The sequence below is a fragment of the Shewanella sp. c952 genome (assembly GCF_019654975.1).
In the GTDB taxonomy this organism is placed as follows: domain Bacteria; phylum Pseudomonadota; class Gammaproteobacteria; order Enterobacterales; family Shewanellaceae; genus Shewanella.
Window position 1 is genome coordinate 134,292 of sequence record NZ_BPEW01000001.1, and the last position, 25,520, is coordinate 159,811.

Genomic DNA, 25,520 nt, shown 5'->3' on the forward strand with positions numbered 1-25,520 from the left:
TGCATAGGCTTACAGGGAGGTTAGGCATGATATTCAAGTATCGCTGGGTGATAGCGACAGCGATCGTTATCGGTTTCAGTGTATATCTATATCAAGAGTTCAAATTGCAAGCGAGTTTTGTCAAAAAAGTTGAAATTGATGAGGCGCTTTCTCATTCATTGCAAACATCTAATGCAGTTAAACACACATCTATTGCAGCCGTCCCCGCATTTATCTTCGAGCAAGAAACAAAGCCGCATATAGCCTTAGGTTTAAGGTTATTTTTAGATCCTCAGTTATCCTCTAATGGTGCGGTAAGTTGTGAGTCCTGCCATCATATTTATGACAATGGTGCCGAAGACATTGCTGTCTCTACCGGCGTTAAAGGCGCTGGTAATCGGAACTCGCCAACAGTATTCAATATTGGGCTAAATACTCGGTTTTTCTGGGATGGCCGGGCGAACAGCTTGCACGAGCAAATTGATGGACCTATCCATAACCCGCTAGAGATGAACAGCAATTGGGATGATATTGTGGTTCGTTTGTCCAGTCAGACAAGTTATCAGAGCGCATTTGCTGAGCATTATGATGAGGGCATTACTGAAGATACGATTAAAGATGCACTTATCACCTTTATGCTGCAACTTAATACTCCTGACGCGCCGTTTGACAAATATTTGCAAGGCGATACTAGCGCTATGTCACCCGCAGCAACTTTAGGTTGGCAAAAGTTCCAGTCGCTAGGCTGTATCTATTGTCACCAAGGGCGCAATGTTGGTGGCAATCTGTTTCAAAAATTTGGCAGTGTCGAGTCGGTAGAAGCACTTAATGCCGACCTTGGTCGCTATCATCAAACCAATGACATTAGTGATAAATACGTTTATAGGGTGCCAAGTTTGCGCAACGTTGCGCTTACTGCACCTTATTTTCATGATGGTCGTGCTCAAAGTTTAGAAGAGGCTGTGCTTGTGATGGCAAAAGTTCAGTTAGGTAAGGATTTAGAGGCTACAAGCTTAATAGAGCTGGTGGCATTTCTTGATTCATTAACCGCCCCTAAACCTCCTATTCTAAAGGAACTGAGTAAATGATTAATCTAAGTTATAAGACCAGTACCAGTTCTTTAGCCATACTGATTACATTGACAGTATTGGCGATATCGATGCTGTTAGCTAAAGTCTATATCGTGCAGCAATATCAACATGCTTATACAGAGCTAAGTCATAATATCTTGTCTGTTAGGGATGATGTTTTTAAAGTCGAAGTGAGTAACGGACTCGACTACGATGTTATTGCTGATGCACTGGTGGGAACTGAACGGCATGTTCAACAACTGCAAAAAAGCCTAAAAACAGAGAGTCTTTCTATCTTGCCATGGATGTTGTTAAGGGATCCTCAAATATCAATGCACGCGAATCGATTATCAGCATCTGTTGCCGCGTTAGTTACCGATCTTGAAACCATTTTAAGACTCAAAATTTCGCAAGAATATTCAAAGCATACCATTAACTTACTACAGCAGGAGTTGTGGCAAAAAATGCCCAGTAGTGATGATCGGATCCACATGATCGGCCAAACAATGTCCTTGCCTATCTCTAGCCGAGTGAGTCCTGAACTCGCTTCATCCAATAGCTTCAAAAGTTTAAGAATACATGCTCAAATTCTAGCGGATATCAAAAAGGATATTTCTCTTAAAAACCAACAGATATTGAATGCGAAGGTGAGAGAAGATATTAATGAACAGGAGTTCTTTTGGCTATCAGTCGTTGAAGAGACTAAGCAAAGCCTGCTGCTAAGCTGCATGTTGCTAGTGGTCATTTTCTCGTTTTACTACCGTGTGCAATTGCAGGAACAAACTCGCAAAGAGAGACTGATTTTACAAAGCCTAACAGCATCAGAAAAAGAAAAAGATATGCTGGCGTTGGTCGCTGAGCATGCTCAAGATGGCTTTATTATCACGGATAAGCAGGGAGTTGTGACCTGGCTAAATAAAGGTTTTACCACCATTTCGGGTTATAGCTTAGCAGAGTTACAAGGCAAGAAGCCTGGTGATGTTTTACAGGGTGAAAATACCGATAAAGAGGAGGTCGAAAAAATTGGTCAAGCAATGAGAGTTGGCCAGTCTGTTGCATCGGAGGTTATCAACTACCATAAAGATGGGACTCCCTACTGGGTCGACATGAATATCAGTGCGGTCACCGATGAGCGGGGAGAAGTGAGTAACTTTATTGCCGTTGAAAGAGACACTACTGCCCGCAAGCAGATGCAGGATGATTTAGCGCAAGCAGTGATTAAAGCTGATGTCTCCAACAAAGCGAAATCAACCTTCCTAGCCACGATGAGCCATGAGTTAAGAACACCGCTAAATGGCATTCTGGGCATGGCACAAATTATTGAGCCTAATCTAGATAATCCAGAACATCGAAAGCAGATCCAGATCTTACTAGAGTCAGGTAACCATCTAACTTCGTTATTAAATGATATTCTCGATTTTTCAAAAGTGGAGCAAGGTAAGCTGGAATTAGAGAGTGAAGTCTTTAGTTTCAGTAGCGTGCTCGAACCGATTAGCAATACCTATGCACCAATCTGTGATGAGAAGAATATTCAGCTGATTGTCACCAATGATATAGACGAGCAGCAATGTTTTAGAGGTGATAAGTCTCGGATAAGGCAGGTGATTTATAACCTAATGAGTAACTCCGTTAAGTTTACAGAGCAGGGCAGCGTCGCTCTTAGGTTTAAACAAGGGATAAATGCAGAAGGGAGTCAGGGAGTAGAAGTTACCATTACCGATACCGGAATAGGGATCAGGCAGGAGCGGCTGGTATCGATCTTTGATCCTTTCGTGCAAGCAGAGTCTTCAACAACTCGCCAATATGGCGGCACAGGCTTAGGTTTATCCATCGTTAAGCAATTAGTGGAGCTAATGGATGGTACTATTTCTATTACCAGTAAAGTGGGGGAAGGTACTTGTTTTGCCATATTTATGGCAATTGAGCGGGCACAATCACAACCTAAAACCACTGCACACAGAGCAACAGTTACCAGAAATTTACCCGATAGCATCAATATACTGATTGCTGAAGACAACAAAATAAATGCCTTAGTGGCTAAGACCTTTTGCCAGCGATTAGGGCATAGTGTTGATGTGGCTATTAATGGTTTAGAAGCCATACAGATGGTGCAGAACAAGCAGTATGACTTAGTGGTGATGGATAACCACATGCCTGAGATGGACGGCATTGAAGCGACAGAATTTATTAGGAAAAAGCTTAAGTTGGTTATCCCAATTTTTGCCTGTACTGCTGATGTGTTTCAGCAAGCCCATGACAATATGATTGGCGCGGGGGCTAATCACGTATTGACCAAGCCTTTGCAGGAGCAAAGTTTTAGGGATGCACTCAGTCAGCATGCGCATTTGATCGGTAAAGCTCACCTTGCTAACGAAATAAGTCAAACTCACTGCGGAGATAATAAAGTGGTGGCGCTAGCGCGTCATAAAGAGGAGGAACTCAATATTACAGAAGCTGATATTGACTTCAAACAGCTGCTCGAAATTCATGATAATAGCTATACCAAAATGGAAGAATTGGTTGACTCATTTAAGGAGTTTGCTGAACATTCGATTACTCAAGTGATACAAGCGGTTGATAAGGGTGATGTGAGAGATATCCATATTCTTGCGCACTCCATACAAGACATGGCAGCCCATTTCTATGCCAGTCGCTTACATCATTTAGCCAAAGAAGTAGAAGCGATTACTGCAACTGGTATTATTCCGCCACTAGAATCTTTGCAGCATTTAATTAACCTGCTAGAGGTCAATATCCATCAAAATCAGCGTTTCCTTGCTAAGTATCGTAGGCAGAATAAAAGCCATCAAGTGAGCTAAGTTTACTGCTTGAGAAATGAAAACTCGTTTAAGCTTATAGTAATGGTAAAACGATCCTTGTTTTTGAGTCATGGTATGAGATGAGGCTTAATTGTGTGAATAGACTTAGCAGCAACAGCACCTTTATGTGGTTAAGCGTGATCCTTTTGTTGGCAAGTTCAACTGTATTCGCGAACCCGTGGGAGCGAGTCAATAGCCCTTTTAACGGCGATGCCGCCGCTGTAGGTAGCTATGCCAATGGCTGCTTAGCCGGAGGCGAAGCACTACCTTTATCTGGGGTTGGTTTTCAAGTTATTCGTACTGAACGGCAGCGTTACTTTGGTCACCCGCAGCTTATTTCTTTTATCAGTGATTACAGCAACAACCTACAGCAATATCAGCAATCCAATGTGCTAATTGCTGATATGTCTATGCCTCGAGGTGGCAACTTTTCTCATGGTCATTCCAGCCACCAGATAGGGCTCGATGTTGATATTTGGCTTAGGTTGACTGAGCAGCCGTTAACGCTAAAGCAACGTGCTCAACCAGAACCGTTTGATATTGTTAATACCAAGCGGTTCAGCCTTGATAGCAAACAGTGGCAGCCTCAACATACTCGCATGGTGCAATTGGCTGCGGAGGATAGTCGTGTTGCGCGCATTTTTGTCAGTCCAGTTATTAAGCAGCATCTATGCGATATGAAACTTGGCGATGATGCTTGGCTTAACAAAGTGCGACCTTGGTGGGGGCATACATATCATATGCACGTTAGGTTGCACTGCCCAGAAGATGACGCGAGCTGTATTAATCAGGCTGCTATCCCACAGGGTAATGGTTGTAATGAACTGAGGTGGTGGAAAGATCAGTATACCCAGCCAAAAGTACAGTCGAAAACTAAAGTGACAGATAAGCCAATTAAAAAGAAGAAAAAAGTGAAACCCAAGCAGTGTGCACAACTACTGAGTTCTTAATACTCATATTGAATATAAAAAGCCCTGTACCGATTAGATGCAGGGCTTTTAGACCGTCACGACTATTTACAGCCTATGAACTTAATGCATAGCCGCCTTTAAGGTGAGAAACTTGTTCAAACCCAAGTCGATGCATAGCTTGAGCTGCAATCATTGAGCGACTGCCGCTACGACAAACTAACACCCACTGTTTATCTTTTTGGTTCTGATGCTCTTGGATAAACTGTACTAAGCGCGTCAATGGCACATTCTGACTCGATTGCGTGGAGTGGCTCAGCGCATACTCGTGGGGTTCACGGATATCAATAATACAAACATTATCATCTTGCTTCATTGCTGCTTCTAAACTGATTGCGTCGTACTCTTTGATGTTGGATTTATCGCAGTTACCAATGATAGCCCCACACATTATCTCGGTACCGACTTCATCATTTAGGTGGGTATCAAGATGTGCTTTATGCTGCTGGAAAATATCCACTGATATTTGATTGTTGATAACAGCTTTAAGCAATTCATTGCGGCTTACTTCAGCGTTTAGACTGGTGGTAAACTCGTTATTATAATCGTGGCTGGCACAGATTAACGTGGTGTTACTTATACTGTCTCTAATCAATTTCAAGCTATTAAACAGCGCTTGGCTACAGCTGGAGTCGAAGTTGGTTCGCCCTAAGCTACCCATTAAAATGGTATCACCACAAAATGCATATTGTGTTTGCTGTGTTAGTTGGGTGGGGGATAAAGGAGCCTCGCATAGCAACAGGCTTATGCTATCGCGAGTATGACCGGGTGTTGGTAGTCTGAGTAATTGTTTTGAACCAATGGCTATAGTTTGTAGTTGTTGATCTAAATGCTCAACGCTATCTTGAGTCACTGGCCAACCTAAGACGTCAGACTGCTGCTCGGCTAAAAAGCGTGCGGCTAAAGCCTCACGCCCAGAAACATGGTCGGCGTGGCCGTGGGTATCAATGGCGGCCACCAGTGTTAATTTCTGGCATTCAAGTAGGGTTTCAAGTCTTTGTTGTAGTTCTGGCAGCGGGTCAATAATAAGTGCTTGCTTGCTAGATGAGTCCACGAATACCCAGGTACAACTCGGACCCGATCGCAGCTGCAGCAAGCCGTCTAAATCGCTTCTGTCAGAAATATCGCTAGTATCATCTAAAATCATGCAGCTTTGTGTCAGTGCTTGTGATGCTGTTTTAATGCGGGCGCAGGCGCTATCGACTTCAGCTTGAGTTATCGCAGGGCCAAAAGACATGCGAATAGCCGCTTCACTTTGCCAGGCGGGTAGCCCCATGGCATCGAGTACAAAACTTCGGGTAACTTTAGAACTACAAGCGGAGCCAGAGCTTACGCGAATGTTAGCGGCATCAAACAGATCCATTATCTCTTTGCTACTAAAACCCGGTACTGCGAAATTAATTGTGGTCGCAACGCTATGCTCAAAACTATTGTTAAACACAATGTCGCTGAAGCACTCCGTTAGAGTTGCTGCAATCTGTTGTCTATATTGATTGAGCTGCTCAGTATTTGAAAATGGCGATGACTCTTTGTTGAGTAACATCTCAAAAATCACATTCAGTGCAGCCATACCAGGAAGGTTTTCTGTACCAGAACGCAACCCGCTCTCTTGACCACCACCAGCAATAAAAGGCGTAAATGGCGCTGAATCTCTGATGTAGACAAAGCCTATCCCTTTGGGGGCGTATAGCTTATGTCCGCTAAAGGGCGCGTAATCAATTGTTGTCGCTTTTAAATCTAGCTCGGTTTTGCCAAGTGACTGAACACAATCAACCATCCAAAATATATTTGAATTGGCGCTGCGAATAGTGGTTTCTAATGCAGAAAGATCTTGATACACACCGGTTTCATTGTTAACAGCCATAGTGCAGATCATTAAGGCATTTGGTGCGTGTAGGCTAATAAACTTATGATCAAGTATGCCAAATTTATCTACCGGAATAGCGGTAACTTCAGCTTTTATATCGAGTACGTTCAGCCAATGCTTTAACGACTCTGGTACGGCTTTATGTTCAGTTGCTCCATAAAGCACTGAGTAGCTTTTATCTGCAGACATGCTGCTTTTAGCGGCGATTAATGCAGACAATATTGAGGTTTGAATTCCCTCGGTCGCACCACTCGTAAAGATGAGTTTTCCATTACCGCTGCCAAGTAAAGTTCGCGCTCTTAAGCGAGTTTGCTCCATCAGGTTTTTGGCTTTTAGCCCGGTAATGTGACTACTGCTTGGATTGCCGAATAGGTTTTCCATTGCAGACAATGCCGCGCTCGCCGCTTGAGGTAGTACCGGCGTAGTGGCATTTGCATCAAGGTAAATTTGGGTTAACTCGGTGGTGTTTTTCATAGTATTTAGCTCTTAATTTTTATTATTCTAAAGCCCAAAACTGCTTATTACTTTTGGCTATAACTAATATCTTGAGGCTATATTAGCAGGTTGCGAGTAATGATCAAGATCACATTTTCTTGAGGGGGATAACAGAATATTCTTTGGCGAGATGCTATTTATTAGTCGATTATATTGCTAATTTTTACCTGCAAATAGGAGAGGATTGAGAGAGATTAGAACTAAAAAAAGCGCCATAAAGGCGCTTTAATTGCTTCAAAGTTAAACTTATTTTAACTCTGCTTTTACTGTTTCAATCAGTGTATCCCATTGCGGGTACTCGGCTAAGCTTTCAGACAGGTCGCCCCATGGCTGCATTGTTTGCTGTTTGAAATCTAGGTTATCTGCTTTACCTCTTTTTAGCTCATAAAGGTAATAAAAGGCTGATGCCCGATAATTGGCAGCGCAGTGGATTAAAATGTTCTTGCCTTCATTAGCATCCATAATGGCAAAAAATTGTTCAACATTGGCGGTTGTAGGTTGCTGCCAATCGACATCTATCTGTTGATATTGCATGCCAGCGTTGGCGACGAAATCGGCTTCATCGTCATGGCCATTTGGGTTGCCAATCGGGATGAGATTGATGACCAGTTCAACACCCGCTTGTTGTAACAGTGGGAACTGTGACTCGCTTGGTAAGCCTGCAGTGATGATACTGCCATCATTAAGCTGTAACGCTTTTACTTGTTGTAGCTTTTCAGGTGATATAGCTGCAATAGCAATACTGCTAAACAAGCTTGCCAGTATAATCATTAATCTCATGTTATTAGCCCTTGTTTTGATGCTAAATTTTAACTTTTATAACCACTTTACGCACTTGTTTCGGCGTAGCACTGGTGCCTGGCATATGCATGTCTTGTGGAAAAAATAGTGCAAACATACCTGCTTTAAAAGGAATAAATGCCGCTAGGTCTTCATTTGATTGATAGTCATATTCAGCGTAATCATGCTTGGCAAAATAAGGCTTTGATGGCGTTTGATCTGCTAAAGGCAGGTAACCAAACTCCTCTTCACCGCTGACAACGAATTGCACATCAATATATTGCTGGTGGACTTCGAAAGGCTCTACTTCTCTAGGCTTAGTTTCATAATCATTGACGATAACAAACAAATTCTTGCCATCAAGCTGGTAACTGCCAACTTCAAGCTGGCTGAAATCGGTTGTAGCGAGATGGTTTAGTGCCTGAGCGATACGTGGGCTTATGTGGCTGTATAAATCGCGGTTGGCTAAGGTATCTACAATCATAATCTTCTCGTTAATAGGGTCGCTTAATTCAGCTATTTAACTGAGCTTAAGACTTCAATAAAGGGAAGTTTAGCGCTAATAGCGGTTAGGCGATACAGGAGTTCACTTCAAACTCGATCCCTTTAGATTCAAAAGCCTGTTTTAGCTTGGCAGCCATTGACGACTTTGGTTTTAATGGGAAGTTGATTTTGCCACTGCTTGAGTGGATAAATAGGTGATCGCCTAGCAAGCGCACTGAATCGATATCGTGATAATTTAGCGTTAAGGTTTGTGGCATTGTGGTATCAGATTTCACCATCATTTTGATAAAAGTGACTTCAGCTGCAGCAAATATAATGCGTTGAGTCCATAGCAGATGGATGAGCCAAGTAGTAGAGAGTACTAGGTTAACGAGTATGACGTAATCCCAAACCTCATTGTCATTGCGTGAATAAATCGCCATAAAAGCGATGACGATAGCAATAAGCACAAAGCCTGCTTTTTGAAAGGGTTTAATAACCGTCGTATTTTCCATAACACTTCCTTGTTGCTTCCATTAAGCATCAAGTTTACGGTACTGATTATGTAAAGCAAAAGTTAATTATTGTTTATTGAGGTGAGTGTGTCTTCTCTACGATTTATTGCGGGTCCAAAGGCCTTTAAAACATTGAGTGAAAATGGTTTTAAACCTGAGTTGTTTAGCCAATTGTTAGCAGCATCCGGTGGGCCTAAATGGATTGGGATTTAACAACCTTACCAATAACGATTAAAGCTGTTTTTTTATTTAAGCTTTAATCGAAATCGGCATTGTCATTGTCACTATGTAAATCTCTACAAAGCTGTTACAAAACTGTCGACTGACGAATAGATAGCTTCTGCTAGATGAGTATCCTTTACTACATCTTTCCAGTGCAATTTTCCTTCACATATCAACTTAGGTTTCATTTTTAACTTTGCTCGATACAGATTAATATCTTGAATGCTAGAATTTGAAATGTTGTTACAGTCAACAACTGGTATAGAGCTCAATTCGACAGCGAGGTTATCATGTTGTCCAGTACTAGATAGAAGTTTCAATTTGAGAAGATATTGTTCAAACTGGCCAGAGTCGGTGGACGAATTAAACTCAGAGAGGAGTCGTTCTGCCGTATCAAAATCCTGCAACTCCAAGAATGCTCTTACGAGAGTTATATAATATTTATCTTCTGTAGCTGGGTAAGATATGTGCTCTTTTAACAATGTAGCTTCTTTTACTAAGTTTTTCATGCCATTAAAGTCACCAGAATTTGTTAAGTGGCGTAGCTTAGAAAGCAATGACATAATGTAAAAGTTACTATTGGGACCTTGATACTTTTTATAAAACTCCATTGCTTTATCACAAGCATCAACGCCGACTTTGAAATCAGATGAATACCTCTCGTCAATATTAGCCGAATTACTACATAAGGCATAGGTAAAGTAAGCTGCATGGCCTGAATTATTCTTCTGTCGATAGTGTTCAATGAGTGTTGAAAGATGGTTTAAGTATAGGTCTTGGCGGTTAAACTTATTGGCAAACACCGTAAACTGTAAATAGTAATTGAGTGCATTTTCACCATAGCTAGACAAATCACTATAAACATTGCTCATTATGCCGTAAGATTTTATTAACTCATTGTTTTTGATGGACTCAGACAATTCAATAATAAAATAATTAGTCTGATACGAGGGGGGAATGACATTAGCATCTATACTATTATAAATATCACGAATACTATCAGGAAGTAGAAAACCGTTAATTACTGACGTCTGCTTTGCCAATATAGCCAATACATACACCGATGGGTGATCACTATCAAGTAGAGATTGGAGTAATTGAGCATTTTTGACCAATCGGTCACTGATATTATTAGCCGATTGCTTCCCCTGTATATTAGACATTAAATACCAGTCATGCAAAAGACTAACCCACCTTTTAGAAGATATGTCAGAAATATTGCTCTCCACCAACTCCAGCAACTTCTCAACTCCGCTTAACTGCTCCGCTTTGCTGATATTAGACATAGCTATTAATCTAATATGTTCCAGCAAAACCTCTTGATTTCTATTGACTGGCTCGAGGTTTGAGGTAAGAAAATCAAACAGTTTTTGCAACTCTACATTTGAAATTGTAGTCGTACCAACTTCCCAATCGATAAGATAAAAAAGTCGGTTGTCAGATAAGTCAGTAAGCTTCAACACATCTTCATTTAAAGCTATGAGATTATGTTGCATCTCTTTGTTATTATTATTCAATACATTTAATTCAATTTGAATCTTTCGTGCTATTAAGTTTTCAACTTTAAATTCTGCGTTACCATTAGTTAGCTTTGACAATTTTGATATATATAACTGACATTGCGTATAGTCACCGATAGTTTTATAGGCATTAGCCAGAGACAATGTAAATCTGACAGCTTGCTCTAAAGGGAGTAAGCTAATATCGATACTCCTAGCTGAGTTAACTAAAGATCTCTGCCTTTCAATCTCTGTTACTACTCTAACATCAACCTGCTTTAGCATGTTCTCAGCAAGTTTTAAGTTACTATCCGCTAATAGCGTTTGCTGTTGAGCATAGATGTAGGAATCATAATACTTGCCTCCAGATATCACACTAACTATCGCAATGACCAGTACTAAAGAAAAGCGGATATAGTTGCGTTTGAACCATAACCCTGAGTTATACCATGGATTATTGAAAGCCATTGTTGGTTTGTTGTAAAGAAAACTTTCAATATCCGCTTTAAGCTCAGTAGTCGTTTGATATCGTTGTTGCGTATCATCTTGAGTTGATTTTAAAGCAATACTTTGCAAGACAGGGGTGTCATCGATCAAGTCATATAAAACTTTTCCAAGACTGTAGATATCCGATGCAATTGTAATATGCTCGCCTGATTTTTGCTCAGGAGAGGCGTAAGAAAATGAAAGTGCTTTTAAATATGGTTCAACGTATTCTGTTTTTGGGGAGTGAACAAATTTTGAAATACCAAAATCAATTATGTGAACTTGACCTTGAGTATCAACCAAAATATTTTCTGGTTTAATATCCCTATGGAGTATTTGGTTTGCATGGGCATGGGTAATTCCATCGATGACTTGCATAAACAGTTCAAGTTTCTGCTGTTCGGATAGAAAATTACGCTCTACATATTTGCTCAAGGTTTGTCCGCTAACATATTGCATCACGATATAAGCGAAACCTCGCTCATCTCGACCAGCATCTAAAACTGAGACAATGTTAGTGTGATTTAATGAAGCAAGTGCCTGAGCTTCATAGTTAAAAATCTGTTCTGATTCATTATTCAATAGAGCAAGCGGTACAACCTTAATCGCCACATCTTGCGCATACTCGCCATCTTGCCTTTTGCCTAGATAGACACTGCCCATTCCCCCTTTACCAAGTAGTTCTATTATTTTGTATTTCGATACACTATCACCTGTCTGAAGGTTGCCAGTTATCTGTTCTCCAGCAAGCTCAATACTTTCATTAAAAATTTGTGTGATATCAATATTTACATCCATAAGCATCTTTTTTAACGCTATATAGGTAGCTTCATCATGCTTAAGGCTTTCTATGTAATCGGATTTTTCTTTTTCATTAAGTGTAGATAAATGGCAATAGTGCTCGTAAAGGTTTTGCATCACTAGAACGTCCCTGTAGTGAAATTGGTTAATTGTGGTAATAATTTGAAAGCCGTAGCTTGATAAAAGAAAGGTCTTTATCGATTGTTGATTCTGAAACAGAAAACAATTCAGCTATCTCTTTTGATGGGGTAAGGCAAACATATTTATAGATAAAAACGGATACCTGCCTAGAGTACTCGATAGATAATTTTTTTAGTAAAATTTCAATATCTAAAATACGCTGTATTTTGTCTAACATAGCAGTACTCTCAGTATCTGTACTGTATTTTTGTCGCTTTTTTGCTTTAGATTTTCGTATATTATCTACCAAGATTGAATAGATCACAGTTGAAAATGTTATGTAAAGCTCTCTAGTCGTTTCGGGGGCAACATCTCTACTTTGATGAATTTTTATAAAAGCGTCATGAACTAGAGATGTGGTATTGCTGGATATGCTAAGTAGCGTATTTTCTGGTCGTTCACCGATAGAGTTTGATTTGACTTCGCTAGCAAGTTCACGGAACTTTTGATAAGCAAATTGATAGAGTTGTTGCTCTGCAACCTTGTTTCCAGTATTGAATTTAACCAATATACTGGTTAGATGTTCAAAATCTTGATCTGTACTCGGCATAAACTCTATTCTTCCTGCTTGAATGCAATCCCTATCAAGGTGCAACCAATTAGTGATGTTGAAGGAATCAGTGCCCAAAAGGTATTTAAGCAATTTCCAACACCTCATATGAGCTGCTATAGGTGCATATTCCCCAGCTACTTTATAATAATATCCATAATTATTCTACGTTTAAGCAACAAATGTATGAGTCGTCGATTTAGGAGGATGATGAGAAGTTGTTATGTACATCATCAATAGCTGAATCAAGTGAAAGCTATGATATGAGGACGCTTCGGCACATTTAATATACTCAACCTGTGCTTTGCTGGTACGCAAATCATGAAAACCAATACTGTGGTCATGTCAAATTTCTGTGATTTCCTGTTATCTATTCTACGAATTATTTCGGCATTTACGTATCTTCCCTTTGCTAACCATTCAGATACGTTAGTTTAATCTTTGCACTGGAGGCTAAACATTGGTGATCAGTAACAAGACCTTAAGTACTGATGAGCAGACTCTTTTGGACACTTTCAGATGTAATATAGGTAAATCTGACTCTGCATATTGTTAATTTAAAAGGACTTAAAGTATGAAAACCCTCAAATCACAGGTGTCTTTATGTGTGTTGACTACTGCCATAATTGGCTGCTCAGATGCTCCACTGACAGATGAGCAGATCTCAAAAATGAGTAATGAAGAGGTTGGAGTATATGTTTGTGAAGCGTTTAGTGAATTTGTCACTGAAGATGCCAATCCAGAAAAATTAAAGGCATACCTCCTAGAGTCAGAATATAGCAAACTCGTCACTCAAAAAAATAAAGGGTTACCTAAAAGGGTTCAGAAGGAATACTCAGATTCAGACTGTGAATTGGTCGATATGGTATTGAAAGAAAAATCAGGGATGGTAATTATCTCATACAGGTTTAAGTCATTTGGGAGTCGTGACAGGTTTAAATTATCCAAAGAGTTCGGTAGGTACACCTTAGTCGACATTTAAATATAAGTTACACACCTATATGCATATAAATACAGTTGCAATTTTGTCAAAGCAATTACCACTAAAAGAAGAATAAAGGCAATACAATGAAACTTTTAACGCTACCATTAATACTCGTATCTGGTTTTTCATTGGCTGAAGAGCCACAAATCATATCTGACGTGGTGCAACTTCAGGGCCCCTATAGCGCTAGCATAGATCAAGTTCAAAAATCAGTCGTCAATATGTATGTACCTGACGGCGGTGTGGCTGTGCTTGATATTACTGGCCAGGATAGGTTTGTTAGCTATACGAAAAATACAACGGCCTTAAGTTTGGAAATAAAATCATCTGGCAAAACGGTAACGATTAAAAGTAGTGTGGATGATGGTAAAACTAATACTCTTGCAGTTGAAACGCTATGTGGGCGTTCGGTTTCAATTAACATTGTTGGCCTTTCATCAAAAGTAACTCCTGACACTATCAAGCCAAAGTTGCTAATTTCGGCGCCTAGCTGTTAACCCTAAGAGTAAAAGGAGTAGTAATGAAAGGGACAATTTTACATATCACTGCTGAGTTAACGATTATTCGGGGTGAAAACGAGCAAAAATTTGAAGTGACACCAGACAAGTTTAGTTCACAGGTTAGCCCAGCTATTAGTGATGAGGTTGATTTTGATGTAACAGATGGTACAGCACATAATATTTATGTTCTGAGAACAACAACTGCTGCTGATAAAGGCTTAAATAAAGCTAAGGCCGTGGCTGCTAATTTATATAGTCAAGCTAGAAATAGTGTTAATGAAGAGAATATTAGTAAAGCTAGAATTTTTGCCGCAGCTACAGCAGGAAAAACAAAGGAGTCAGTGAATAATATTGATTTTTCAAAAGCCAGCAACGCACTTAAATCAATAAGTACTCCTGGAGGGAATGGTTTTAAAATTCATAATAAGTTTTCATCTTTTGTTTTAATTACCTTGTTTATCTCTATGATTTTACCTTTGGCTCAAATATTTAATGAGTCTCAAAGTTACTTTCAGTTAGTTGAAAGTACAGGGTTTCAACTGGTATTTATATTCTTGGCACTCTTCAGCCTATTGCTTGGCCTACCTAGAGTTGTGAGTCGAATTTTAGCGTTAATATTTCTTATTGTGCTATGTGTTCCTATTTATGATGCTTTTTCATACTTTGATGATATGAGAGGCTATTCGGGTTCTTTGGGTTTAGATAAAGAGATGCTGAGAATGCTGTTTGATACCATGAGACTAGGTTTGCCGTTATTACTGGTTTCAACCTTGTTATTTGCTATTTTGCAACTGCTGCCTTGGTATCAAACCAATGAAAAATTTTCAGGTATTAGTGGTCAGTAGCAGGTTTTACTGTGAAGGACGAAACGTTGATATGGCCAGTTCTTGGCTTTTGGATAAATGTTCAGATTTCTTTATGCAAATTATCTGTGCCTTATTTGTTTTTCGGGCTTACAGGGGAACTAGTATGTTAACAACAGGCGCAACCAGGTTGATAGCCAGTACAGCTAAAAATTCCCCCTAGTAATCCATCTTATAATTTTTAGGATATCTAACAAAATTTTGAAGGGATAGTTAACATGAAAAAAATATTGCTTTTAGCATTGGTATTGCTTGGTATGACAGCGTGCTCCAAACCTGTTGACGAGGCCATAAATATTGCAGTAGAAGTTTGCGAAAATATCAAGTCAGCAGATTTTGACATACTAGATCTCGCAGATGCTGATTTAATCCAACAATATAAAGATCTTCGTGAATACGACAAGAAGTTTTTTAAGAGAACTGTTCAGGAAAAAATGGACTGCAAGGTCACAGATGTTGAAGCTGGTTCCAATGAAGGTTCCTTTAGAGTCAACTTTGCAAACGCCAATTCGCTCAATGTAGCTTTAGATCTTGCCAGCGATGATTACAAGGTGAAATACGAGTACAGAGGCACATCTAACTTATTTCTTTAAACTTCGGTGTATGGGGTTAACTGCCCCCCATCTAGTCGATGGCTTTAATACTTGTGTCACCGCAGATGTTTTTAGTTAGTAAGGCTTTATAATTGAAGATTTTGGGTGGCCAAGAGGTGGTTATAAAGTAGCGAGCATGTGATAATGGTAACATTTTCAGTTTCTTACTTGGTTTAAAGTGGTGAATCATTAAGCAATAAATGACAACGTTTTTATCTGGACATTATATAAAGGACTAAATAATGAAGCTCAATCCCTGTGGATACAATATCTCTCTCGCAACCAAGCTCTTCGATTTTACTTCGTTCACAACCCTATTTAATACAATGCTAAATGCACTTAATAGTAACGAACAAAGCGGTAAATCTACTTAGGCTAAAAATAGCAGGGCTAGCTCTCTTATTCTGCTCTATCCCTATGCAAGCTATAGATGCTGACTTACAAAAATGGGTTTTCAAGGAACTATTGAAACCCTTTACCTAAATATTTCATAAACACAATACATTTGTATTCAACTCGAGAAGAAAAATATGAACAAGACTCGTGGATTGTTAGCGGCAGTCATTATATCTCTGATCCTTTCAGCTTGTGGCGGTGGCAGCGACGATAACTCAGGTAGTACCCCCGATAATGGTGGTTCTTCAGGAAATAATGCTCCCACTCTGTCATTAGAGCTGTCTTCTATATCATTAGAAGAGGGAAAGACAAAAAATATCACTATTGATGCCCAAGATGCTGATGGAGACAGCCTCTCTTATTCAGTAACGTCCTCAAATGCAGCGGTGTCAGGCAGTGCTAATAGTGATTCACTCACTATTAGTGTAAGTGAAGTCGAGTCTGATTTATCAGCTATCATTACTTTAACAGTCAGTGACGGTAAGATTAGTACTTCAAAGACAATTACTGTTGCAGTTAAAGATAAGCCAAATTCTATTCCGATTATATCGCTAGCCGAATCGGAAATAATTTTGCGTAGCAACTCTACTGCTGATATAGCATTTACAGCCGTAGATGCTGACGGTGATGAACTGTCATATGCCTTTACCTCCACCTCGTCCGCCATTTCAGCAGCCATTAGTGGTGAGTATTTAGTTATTACCGCAGGTGATGTCGCTGCAGGCAGCACTGTTACGTTGACCATAACAGTCAGCGACGGTAAAGATAGTGTCGTTAAAGATATCACCGTCTCTATCATCAAGTATGTCGCTTACTCTGTAAGCTGGGTTGATGCAGAAGCCATTAACCTTTCAGTTGCTCAGGCAGCCAAAGGTCGATTCCCATTTGAAATTGGATTGGGCTCTGTTGAGCAAGATAACATTACTTACAGTATTGCTATGAATGTTGACTCTGGATTAAATCAAACCGCTATTTCTGCGGTCATTGATTTAGAGAGTAAAGAAGTTATTGTTTCTCCATCTTCTGAAAATCAGGGAGATTACACAGGTGTTCTTACTGTGAGTGATGGTGTTACTACAGAAACTTTGAATTTCTCACTAAATGTTTATTATGCAAATCGTTCTCCTGCAATTGATGGTGCATTCTTTGTCTTTTTAGAAGAGGGTGAAACTAAAACTTTTGATTTAACATCTTCAGAAGTTCTTGATGCTGATAGTTTAGTTATTTACGAAAGTCAGCCATTTGAAGTTTATCAGGGTGATGCAAGCAAGCTTTCATTTACTTATGATAATGCAGCAAAAACATATTCAATTACAGCTCTTACTGGCTCTAAGTTTTCTGGGTTTTCAATTCGAGTTAATACAACTGATTCATTTGGTGGTCTTTCAGGTAATGCTTATCAGATTTATGTAAAAGGAGCTACAACAGCGCAGGAACTTGAATTAGAAGAGAAGATTGTACTTGCTCAAAGATTTGTAAAACAGTCTCAAGAATTAGAGCGTCTTAGTGATTTTCTGATTGATGGTCTTGAAATTACTGGTGTTCTTACAAAGCAAGAAGCATTAATTGAACGTCTACTAATTGCTGATTCACGCCATTTTTCTGAAAATGATTCAACTGAAGAACTAACTTGTATGCTTAGTGCTGTTCAAACTGGTTATGTTGTTAATTATGCATTCAAAGGTGGAAATGTTGATGGTGCTTACACTACTCAACGTGGCTTCATTTGTAATGTAGGCGAAGAAGAAACGTACAACAATACCACAGGCAAGGCTGATTCTCAGTTTTATGCTAACGCTAAAAACTATGCTCTAGCTCTAAGTAATATTGAGCGTATTCGCACCATGCAGGAAAATGATTATTATTCTGCTGGTGGACTAAATATTATTGAACGCACCAACCGTTTGTCTGGAATGTTACAATCTGAGGTTCCTACTTTTGAATTAGGTCGTGTTTATTGGGAACAAATGAATGAACTGGATAATGGCTTTTATAGTCGATTTGTAGGTAATACTACTTACGGTGAATATCAAGGTGAAGCATGGTTATGGAAGCCTGAATATGAAGTTCTTAGCATTTCTACTTCAATGGCAAATGAAGCAGTTATTAATTAGCAAATCGTATTCCAATGACGCTTTTTAAAAATGTGACTTTATATAATTCAAATTAAGAGTAAGAAAAATGAAAATTAAACACATAGCCATTTCAATTATTATAACTATAACCTCGGTTTCAACGCATGCTGCCGAGTTAATTGTAAACTGGGAAGATAATGCAAGCGTGCATAGTACTGAGGCGATTGAGCAACTTTCTGAACAAACAGGTTTATCAATTACTCTACTAAAACCACTTCAAAAAACTTTTGACTTGGTTCATGTTCAGGGTGATAGTGAGACAGCTATTAATACGCTTCAAAACACTGGTTACTTTAAATATGTAGAAGAAAATGGATTGGTCGTTTCTCCAAAAACTAATCGAAAATTAATTAATACAAATCATTTTAATTATAAAAAATTAAACAGTGGAACAATTGGCACTCTTTCTCTTGAAATTGATAAATTTAATGACCCTTTGTATCTAGGTCAAGAATATTTAGATGAACAAGAAGATTCTCGTATGGGATTATCAAGTATTGCTAAAGCTCGTGATTATGCTGTCAAAAATGTAAGCCTTGACCGTAAGGTTCGTGTTGCCGTTCTTGATACAGGTAAGTGGGAACATGAAGATATTGTATGGTCTGACGATGAAGCTAATTTTGTTGTTGGCGGTTCTGGCGCTGTTAATAACGATTATCGTGAAATGGGCTGTTCAACTGTTGATCTTAAAAATACTGGTTTAGATTATACTTGTGATTTTGCAAATCTAATTCCTATCATTGAAAGTAACGATGCCACTGATAAGTCTTGGTGGGATTCGGATGGTGATGGTATCTACAACATTGTTATTGATGGTCACGGATTGAGTGTTGCAAGTCAAATTGCGGCAGTTTCAAATAACAATCTTGGTATGGTTGGCGTTGTTCCTAGTAATTTACTAGAAATTGTACCAGTTCGTGTTCTTGGTAGTTATGGTGGTAATGGTTACAGTACTGCTAACGGTATCTGGTGGGCTATCAAAAAGTATAGCAATGGTTCATTACAAGAGGGTGATCAAGGTTATGTTCGCCCAATCTCTGAACCTGTTGATGTTATTAACTTGAGTTTAGGCGGAAAATCAGCAATTAGTTGTGAAGCAAACAGTTATACAAAAGATGCAATTACAGAAGCTTACAATATGAACATTAGCGTTGTTATTGCTGCTGGTAATGAGTCTGCTGATACTACTTATGTTACCCCTGCTAATTGTGAAGAAGCATTTGGTGTTGCTTCTTCTAAAATGAGTGGTGAGATTAGTGTTTTCTCTAACTATGGTCAATTTGCTGATATTGCAATGCATGGTGAAGAAATTACAGGTGCAACAATGAGTACTCTTTATTATGGTACTGGTAGTAACTGTGGCGACTCTAATAGTTACGATGATTGTTATGCAGAAAGTTCTGGTACTTCAATGTCGGCTCCTAATGTTTCAGGTGTCCTTGCGTTGCTTAAACTAGCATACCCTGATTTGTCAGCTAAAGAACGTGAAGCAATGCTTTTAAATACTGCCGTCCCACATGAGTTTAACGGTAATGGTCAAGCATCAAGAGCGTCTAAAGTTGGTTATGGTGCTGGTGTTATCAATGCTTATAATGCTCTTAAAAACGATGCTCTAGCAATTGATACAGTTAATGTTCAGCATCGCTATGCAGAATTTACTTCACCTGTTCAAGAAGCTTATTTAGCCAAAATGATTACTGTTGCCCCGACTGCTTGCTCAATGTATAACGTACAGTTTGGAACTCTACAACATGCGACAGATGGCGTTAGTTATAACATTTTACAAACTAGCTCTACTGGTGATATTAACTCTGTTACCTTTGATAAGACTGTAGTTGCTGATGTTCCTCGTGTAACTGTAGACACTTCTACTTATACAAGAGTTGCGGTCCAATCTTGTAAAGATGGTACATGTGGTGAAATTGTTGAAGTAGACTTTAGCTATTCTGTACAACCTGCCATATGTGAAGGTTAAGACTTGAAATCATAAATGCCCTTCTTCTAAATGAAGGGCGTTTATAGCTCAACCCCTCGTTGATTTAGCCATTGATTTGTCGGTTTATTTAACCCTTGAATTAACATAAGTGCGAGGCAACACAAGTCAAAAAACCTCTCCCAAACACCAAGGATTCATATGCCATCCATTAATTTTAATATCATCGCTCTCACCCTGATATCTTTGCTGATATCTGGCTGTAGTCAATTTAGCGATAAGTCCATTTCTGAATCTGCAGCAAATATTGTGAAAGAGAACAAGGTAACAGAAAGCCTAAATGCTGAAGCGCTGCTAAGAAGAAAAGTCAGCATGACCTATATTGTCTACTGGAAGGATGCGCTGATTGAAAGTGATTCCAGAGTTGAAGCGCTTAAAAAAGCCACTGATTTGAACGTTGAGCGTATTCAAACTAGAAAAAACATGGATGTCATTATGGTCAAAGACAATCTAAGTCCGCATGACATACTGATGAAAATAGATAACTCAGGCATGGTTAATCAGGTAATACATGAGCAACTTCTTAAAGCGCAGTAGCTAGATAGTCATCAATAGTTAAGGTTTTATGTTCCCCCCTTTAACCCATTCACCCTCTGGTATTTCATATATCTTTATGAAAAACGCTAGATAATTTTAATGATATAAAACAAAAGGTTTGTATCTTATTGAATGTCTGTTTTTAAACATACGAGCGTTTCGGTGTTTAGCCATTAAAAATAATTGGGATAGCGGGGCTCGATAAGTATCTCTTTGGAGAATTTTTTAAGTCACATCGACAGCCCTTGCATACCTTAGGGGCTTCATCTGGTGCTTGGCGGTTAGCGTGTTTAGCGCAAAACAATCCGTTGGCGGCCTACCAACGGCTAGAAGATCTGTATATCGGTCAACGTTATGACACTAAACCCACTGCGGTTGAGGTGTCTGAGCAAGTAAAAGGGATCCTTGCAGGTTTATTGGGTAGTCAAGGTGCCATGGAGATAGTCTCCAACTCTTTTATTAATAGTCACTATATTGCTTGTCGTGGCCGTCATTTAAACCGTGTTGCGAATAAAGCTTCACTTGCAGCGGGACTTGCGACCGCTGCGGCGACTAACTTTGTCAGTCGTAAAACGTTAGCTTGGCATTTTGAGCGCTACGTATTTGGGGTTGAGTCGTCACAATCTCCTTTTGCTAACCTCAGCGATCTACCTAGCCAATTTTGTGGATTGTCTAAAGACAACATTCAGCAAGTCTTATTGGCGACAGGTTCTATCCCTTGGGTATTAGCTCCTGTCACCAAGATAAACGGTGCGCCTCATGGCCATTATTATGATGGTGGCATTACTGACTATCATTTTGACCTGCCGCTTAATAAGCCGAAAGGGCTGACGCTTTACCCACACTTTTTTCCTCGAATGTCGCCGGGCTGGTTCGATAAGTCATTACGTCGCCGAGATGCAAAGCGTAATTACGATAATGCGCTTATCTTGGCACCAACAAATGCTTACTTAGCAAGTTTACCCTACGCAAAATTACCCGATCGTAATGATTTCTCACATTTTGATAGCGACTCTAGAATTAAGTATTGGCGTCAAGCGGCGGCGATGAGTCAGGTATTAGCGGATGATTTGGCAGATGTTATCGCTAAGCAATCTATAGTTGAGCATATAGAGTTGCTGTAGATTTCTGCGCCAAACTGTAATAAATCCGGATAAAAGGCTGTCTAATAAGTGAACAGGTTAGTAAAAAGCCTTGTGGCTGAAATTTAACCAGCTGCTACACTTTAGCTTTATTGACGATCGTCAAAAAGATGGTCTGACCTACCTATTTTGGAGGTTATTATGCGGACAGAAGAGATGGCGTTATTAACGCACGATACTTTACTGTTACCTGAAGGCAGGGTAGAGATCCGTGTGGTCGATCCTGCCTACTTGAGCATAATCGCTGAAGTGCTCAAGCAGCACTATCCGTTGGTGTTTGGCGTCAGTAAAGCTAACAGTAATCCGCCTTGTTATGAGATGGCAACACAATGCGAAATTATTGATTTTAATCAGTTAGATGACGATTCCCTTGGTATTGTACTCGAAGGCAAGCAGCGGGTTAAGATTTTGTCGGCTGCACAGCGTCGTGACGGTGTGTGGATCAGTAGAACTTTAGCCTGTAATAACTGGCAACAAGAACCGATTATCGGTGAGTTTGAGTTGATTAGCGCAGCGTTAGAGCAATTTTATGAGGTAAATCCCGACCTATTTGGTTTATACGAAAATGACATACACCTAGAGGATGCAACCTGGGTCAGTCAGCGTTGGTTGGAGGTGCTACCGTTGTACAATAAAGACAAACTACGATTAATGAACCAGCCTAATTGCCATAAAACTATGAATTTTGTGCTGGAACTTATTAAATCTCATGCAAGTGCAAAGTCTTATTAGCTAAGTGGCTCTCTTTTGCTAAAATAGCGCTCTGTTTAGGTTACTGTAACAAATCGTATGAGCCAATCTGTCCGCGCCGCCCAAGCTTCCTATATTGTGTTGCCTGAAACTGTTACCGATAAACCTACAGTGTTGAGCTTTCTCGTGAGTCACTTTAAAGCGATTGCAGAAACGACTTGGATTGATCGTATCGAAAACGGCAAAGTCCATTGGCGCGATGGTGAGTTAATTACTTTAGATAGTGAGTTTGTCCCCCGTGCGCGAGTCTATTATTACCGTGAAGTGCAGCAAGAGTCCTTGATCCCGTTTGAGGAGAAGGTATTACTGCAAAATGAACAGATCATTATCGCTTTTAAACCACACTTCCTCGCCGTTAATCCCAGTGGGAATTTTGTCAATGAGTGCTTGGTCAATCGGCTGCGGATCAAAACAGCAAATGAGCAGATCGTAGCCAGCCACCGACTCGACCGCGCCACCGCAGGGCTGATGTTGCTATCGCTTAACGCTGATACGCGGCATGATTATCATCAACTATTCAAAACCGGCAATATCACTAAAACTTATCAAGCTATTGCTAAGCTTTCTGATGAGCTAATGGCAAACATAGCGGCTGATGCTTTAGCACTGCCAATGAGCTGGACAGTGAAAAATCGACTGGTGAAAGCTGACCCCAGTTTTATGATGAAGATTGGTATTGGAGAGCCTAATAGCCATTCTGAAATTACGTTGCTGCAGGTTAAAGAGGGCTTAGGCCTATTCGAACTAACGCCTGTAACAGGGCGCACACATCAACTTAGGCTACATATGATGAGCTTAGGTATGCCGATCTTAAATGATAGGCTTTATCCAGAACTACTTGATAAAGCAGCCGATGATTTTGACAAGCCATTAAAGCTGATGGCCAAAAGACTAGCATTTACCGACCCACTAACTGCTGAGCACATTGATATCAGTTGTGATGGTTTTTCGTTGCAGGACTAGCTGCGCCTAGGCGGCAAAAACTCGGTTTCACTCATATCTGCGTGCAGCACCGCAATCTTAGTCGGGGCGCCATTAGCGGCCAATTCAACTCTACCAATACCACTCTTATTCATTAAGCGTTGGCTACGGGCGCCGTTAGGGCGACGGCCACGTATCGACATACGTTTGCGTTTAGTAAAAAAGTTTAACGGTGAAAAATGGCCATATAACCAGCCGTTAAATTTGTCGAAGTAGGGCAGTAGTTTTTCTGGAAACTGGTTTTTAATACCACTACAGGTGATCTGATAAATCGCAGGGCCTGCATCTCTAAAACGGATACTAATATCGTAGCTAAATGAGTAGTGTACATCGCCAGATAGAATGACGAATTGCTCAGGTGTTTTGCGGTGCTGGAAAATACTTAACAGTGTATTAGCTGTGCCAGGATGGGCCATCCAGTTCTCGGCATCAACCAGAAGGGAGGCGCCGCAAAAGGTCGCCATTCGCTGCACGGTCTCAATCAGTTTTACCCCGTACATTGGTGCTGGCGACACGATTATCACATTGGGCTGATTAACAAGCTCCGCCTGAAACTCCATCAATGCTTCCCAATCCATTAAGCCTGATGGTTTACCAAGGTTGGATTCACTGCGCCAACGGCGAGTGCGGGTATCGAGCACAATTATTTTAGGAGTGGTTTGTAAGCTGTAATGCCAGTCTTCAAACTTGAGCAATTCATCGATAAGTTGATCTTGAGCGGTACTTTTCTCTGCCGAGCCATCTTGAGTTGAGGTTTCTCGCTCGTTAAAAAGCGCATCTAACTGTGGACGCACTTCAGCATCAAATTTCGTTGGCGCATTGCCTAGCCCTTGAAACAGGGTATAGGCGATAAGGGCATTGCCTATGATCCGTTTAGATAAAGGGTGGTTATAAGCTGCCATCTCCCATCTGGCTGTGAGATTCCAATCATCAGTGACATCATGATCGTCGAAAATCATATAGGTCGGCAGGTGGGCAAATAAGCGCCTGACTTGTTGTAAGCCACTTTTGAATTCGAGCAGATGAGTCCATTCTCGCTGCCAGCGCTGAGTGTTAGCTTTGCTAAGGCCGCTCACCTCTTTAGGGATATCAATGATATCCCACAGTTCTGGCGACCAACTGAGTAGATAAAGTGCGATGAGTTCATTGAGGCTAACTAAATGGTTCTCAGCGATGGACGAGGTAAATATAGGATGATTAATATACCAACGCTTGATGGCTGTTTTTGCCTTGTATTGAGTTTTCGGCAATAGATTCAGATGGCGTTGGTACATAGCTGCAGGCTGGTAACTGATTTGCTCACTACTGGCTAGGCTGCAGTCGGTAAACTGCTCTTGATTTAAACCTAACAGAGTGATGACTTGCCCTATGGCATAGAGCATAGGTCCCGCGATATCATCAACATAGACTTGATCGCCACTTAGCATCAGTAGCGCAGGCCGTTGTTGTGGAGTGTCTAGTTGAGCTAATTGCGTATCAGCAGCGACCAGTGCGTCACCGCTATGATGAAGCGGATTGCGACATGAGCCGTGAAGTAGATTGTCGACTTGCGGCTTAATAATGAACTCTATCTCACTTTTATCGGCATAAGTCAGTTCATCAACATCAGCAAACAGATCAGTATATTGCGCACTACCAAGTTGATAGCTTAATACTGTGTCGTTGGGTAGTAGTTCTGGCTGTGAAACGCGGATTAGATATTGATACGCCCCTTGCCCCAGTTTTATTACGTGAACCTCATCACCGCTAAGCTTTCGCTCAAAACCGGCGTTGATTATCGCCAAATGCAGCTGTGATAACCGTTCACGGCTAACGAACCACAAGGTAAAATGTTGCTGATCGCAATGGCGCAAACTGGGGCCTGCAATAATGAGTGGCAATGCGTTTTCAAGCGACATTAAAGAGTTCTTTAGTGAAAAGTAATTAATAGC

At 40.2% G+C, this 25,520-nt stretch carries 19 protein-coding genes and 2 pseudogenes; 14 read left to right on the forward strand and 7 right to left on the reverse strand.

The window, feature by feature from the left end; all coding sequences use genetic code 11:
• The first annotated feature begins 26 nt into the window (after positions 1–26).
• The 3 genes from K5R16_RS00590 (at position 27) to mepA (ending at position 4,818) form a co-directional block, all read left to right on the forward strand.
• On the forward strand, positions 27–1,067 hold the full coding sequence (locus tag K5R16_RS00590) for a cytochrome-c peroxidase (protein ID WP_220735605.1): 1,041 nt from the start codon (positions 27–29) through the stop codon (positions 1,065–1,067).
• Positions 1,064–3,868 (forward strand): PAS domain-containing hybrid sensor histidine kinase/response regulator, encoded by a 2,805-nt coding sequence (locus tag K5R16_RS00595; protein ID WP_220735606.1) that lies wholly within the window; start codon positions 1,064–1,066, stop codon positions 3,866–3,868. Before K5R16_RS00590 ends, K5R16_RS00595 begins: the two co-directional genes overlap by 4 nt.
• 95 nt (positions 3,869–3,963) lie before the next feature.
• Positions 3,964–4,818: a penicillin-insensitive murein endopeptidase gene (gene mepA / locus K5R16_RS00600; RefSeq protein WP_259649729.1), complete on the forward strand. Its 855-nt coding sequence runs from the start codon at positions 3,964–3,966 to the stop codon at positions 4,816–4,818.
• A gap of 73 nt (positions 4,819–4,891) precedes the next feature.
• Here mepA and K5R16_RS00605 read toward each other — a convergent pair whose 3' ends face one another.
• The 4 genes from K5R16_RS00605 to K5R16_RS00620 form a co-directional block, all read right to left on the reverse strand.
• A complete protein-coding gene (locus K5R16_RS00605; RefSeq protein WP_220735608.1) occupies positions 4,892–7,177 on the reverse strand; it encodes an aminotransferase class V-fold PLP-dependent enzyme in 2,286 nt (761 codons plus the stop codon).
• A 267-nt stretch (positions 7,178–7,444) separates the two neighbouring features.
• On the reverse strand, positions 7,445–7,978 hold the full coding sequence (locus K5R16_RS00610; protein WP_220735609.1) for a protein tyrosine phosphatase family protein: 534 nt from the start codon (positions 7,976–7,978) through the stop codon (positions 7,445–7,447).
• Between the two features lie 22 nt (positions 7,979–8,000).
• Positions 8,001–8,462 carry a YhcH/YjgK/YiaL family protein gene (locus K5R16_RS00615; RefSeq protein WP_220735610.1) on the reverse strand — a complete coding sequence of 154 codons (462 nt, stop codon included), beginning with the start codon at positions 8,460–8,462 and terminating at the stop codon, positions 8,001–8,003.
• 85 nt (positions 8,463–8,547) lie between these two features.
• Entirely contained in the window at positions 8,548–8,976 is a 429-nt protein-coding gene (locus tag K5R16_RS00620) for a hypothetical protein (RefSeq protein ID WP_220735611.1), read from the reverse strand.
• 87 nt (positions 8,977–9,063) lie between these two features.
• On the opposite strand from K5R16_RS00620, the pseudogene K5R16_RS22440 reads away from it, so the two are divergent.
• Positions 9,064–9,186: pseudogene (locus tag K5R16_RS22440) on the forward strand (alpha/beta hydrolase); the annotation flags it as partial.
• An 86-nt stretch (positions 9,187–9,272) separates the two neighbouring features.
• On the opposite strand, the gene K5R16_RS00625 reads toward K5R16_RS22440, so the two are convergent.
• Positions 9,273–12,101, reverse strand: coding sequence for a serine/threonine-protein kinase (locus tag K5R16_RS00625; RefSeq protein ID WP_259649741.1), 2,829 nt, complete (start codon positions 12,099–12,101; stop codon positions 9,273–9,275).
• A gap of 28 nt (positions 12,102–12,129) precedes the next feature.
• A complete protein-coding gene (locus K5R16_RS00630) occupies positions 12,130–12,714 on the reverse strand; it encodes an ECF-type sigma factor (protein WP_220735613.1) in 585 nt (194 codons plus the stop codon).
• A gap of 574 nt (positions 12,715–13,288) precedes the next feature.
• On the opposite strand from K5R16_RS00630, the gene K5R16_RS00635 reads away from it, so the two are divergent.
• The 10 genes and pseudogenes from K5R16_RS00635 (at position 13,289) to K5R16_RS00680 (ending at position 23,571) form a co-directional block, all read left to right on the forward strand.
• A complete protein-coding gene (locus tag K5R16_RS00635) occupies positions 13,289–13,696 on the forward strand; it encodes a hypothetical protein (RefSeq protein ID WP_220735614.1) in 408 nt (135 codons plus the stop codon).
• Positions 13,697–13,782: 86 nt separating this feature from the next.
• Positions 13,783–14,196, forward strand: coding sequence for a hypothetical protein (locus K5R16_RS00640; protein WP_220735615.1), 414 nt, complete (start codon positions 13,783–13,785; stop codon positions 14,194–14,196).
• A 23-nt stretch (positions 14,197–14,219) separates the two neighbouring features.
• Positions 14,220–15,044 carry a hypothetical protein gene (locus K5R16_RS00645; protein WP_220735616.1) on the forward strand — a complete coding sequence of 275 codons (825 nt, stop codon included), beginning with the start codon at positions 14,220–14,222 and terminating at the stop codon, positions 15,042–15,044.
• Between the two features lie 236 nt (positions 15,045–15,280).
• Complete coding sequence (locus K5R16_RS00650; protein WP_220735617.1) at positions 15,281–15,655, forward strand: hypothetical protein; 375 nt, start codon at positions 15,281–15,283, stop codon at positions 15,653–15,655.
• A gap of 530 nt (positions 15,656–16,185) precedes the next feature.
• Entirely contained in the window at positions 16,186–18,165 is a 1,980-nt protein-coding gene (locus K5R16_RS00655; RefSeq protein ID WP_220735618.1) for a hypothetical protein, read from the forward strand.
• 67 nt (positions 18,166–18,232) lie between these two features.
• Positions 18,233–20,161 carry a S8 family serine peptidase gene (locus tag K5R16_RS00660; RefSeq protein WP_220735619.1) on the forward strand — a complete coding sequence of 643 codons (1,929 nt, stop codon included), beginning with the start codon at positions 18,233–18,235 and terminating at the stop codon, positions 20,159–20,161.
• Positions 20,162–20,320: 159 nt separating this feature from the next.
• Complete coding sequence (locus tag K5R16_RS00665) at positions 20,321–20,716, forward strand: hypothetical protein (RefSeq protein WP_220735620.1); 396 nt, start codon at positions 20,321–20,323, stop codon at positions 20,714–20,716.
• A 176-nt stretch (positions 20,717–20,892) separates the two neighbouring features.
• Positions 20,893–21,840: pseudogene (locus tag K5R16_RS00670) on the forward strand (alpha/beta hydrolase); the annotation flags it as partial.
• 159 nt (positions 21,841–21,999) lie between these two features.
• Entirely contained in the window at positions 22,000–22,590 is a 591-nt protein-coding gene (locus K5R16_RS00675) for an LON peptidase substrate-binding domain-containing protein (protein ID WP_220735621.1), read from the forward strand.
• A 57-nt stretch (positions 22,591–22,647) separates the two neighbouring features.
• On the forward strand, positions 22,648–23,571 hold the full coding sequence (locus K5R16_RS00680; protein ID WP_220735622.1) for a pseudouridine synthase: 924 nt from the start codon (positions 22,648–22,650) through the stop codon (positions 23,569–23,571).
• Here the strand turns inward: K5R16_RS00680 and K5R16_RS00685 are convergent.
• Complete coding sequence (locus K5R16_RS00685; protein WP_220735623.1) at positions 23,568–25,487, reverse strand: alkaline phosphatase D family protein; 1,920 nt, start codon at positions 25,485–25,487, stop codon at positions 23,568–23,570. The two genes, K5R16_RS00680 and K5R16_RS00685, sit on opposite strands and share 4 nt — an antisense overlap.
• Between the last annotated feature and the right edge of the window lie 33 nt (positions 25,488–25,520).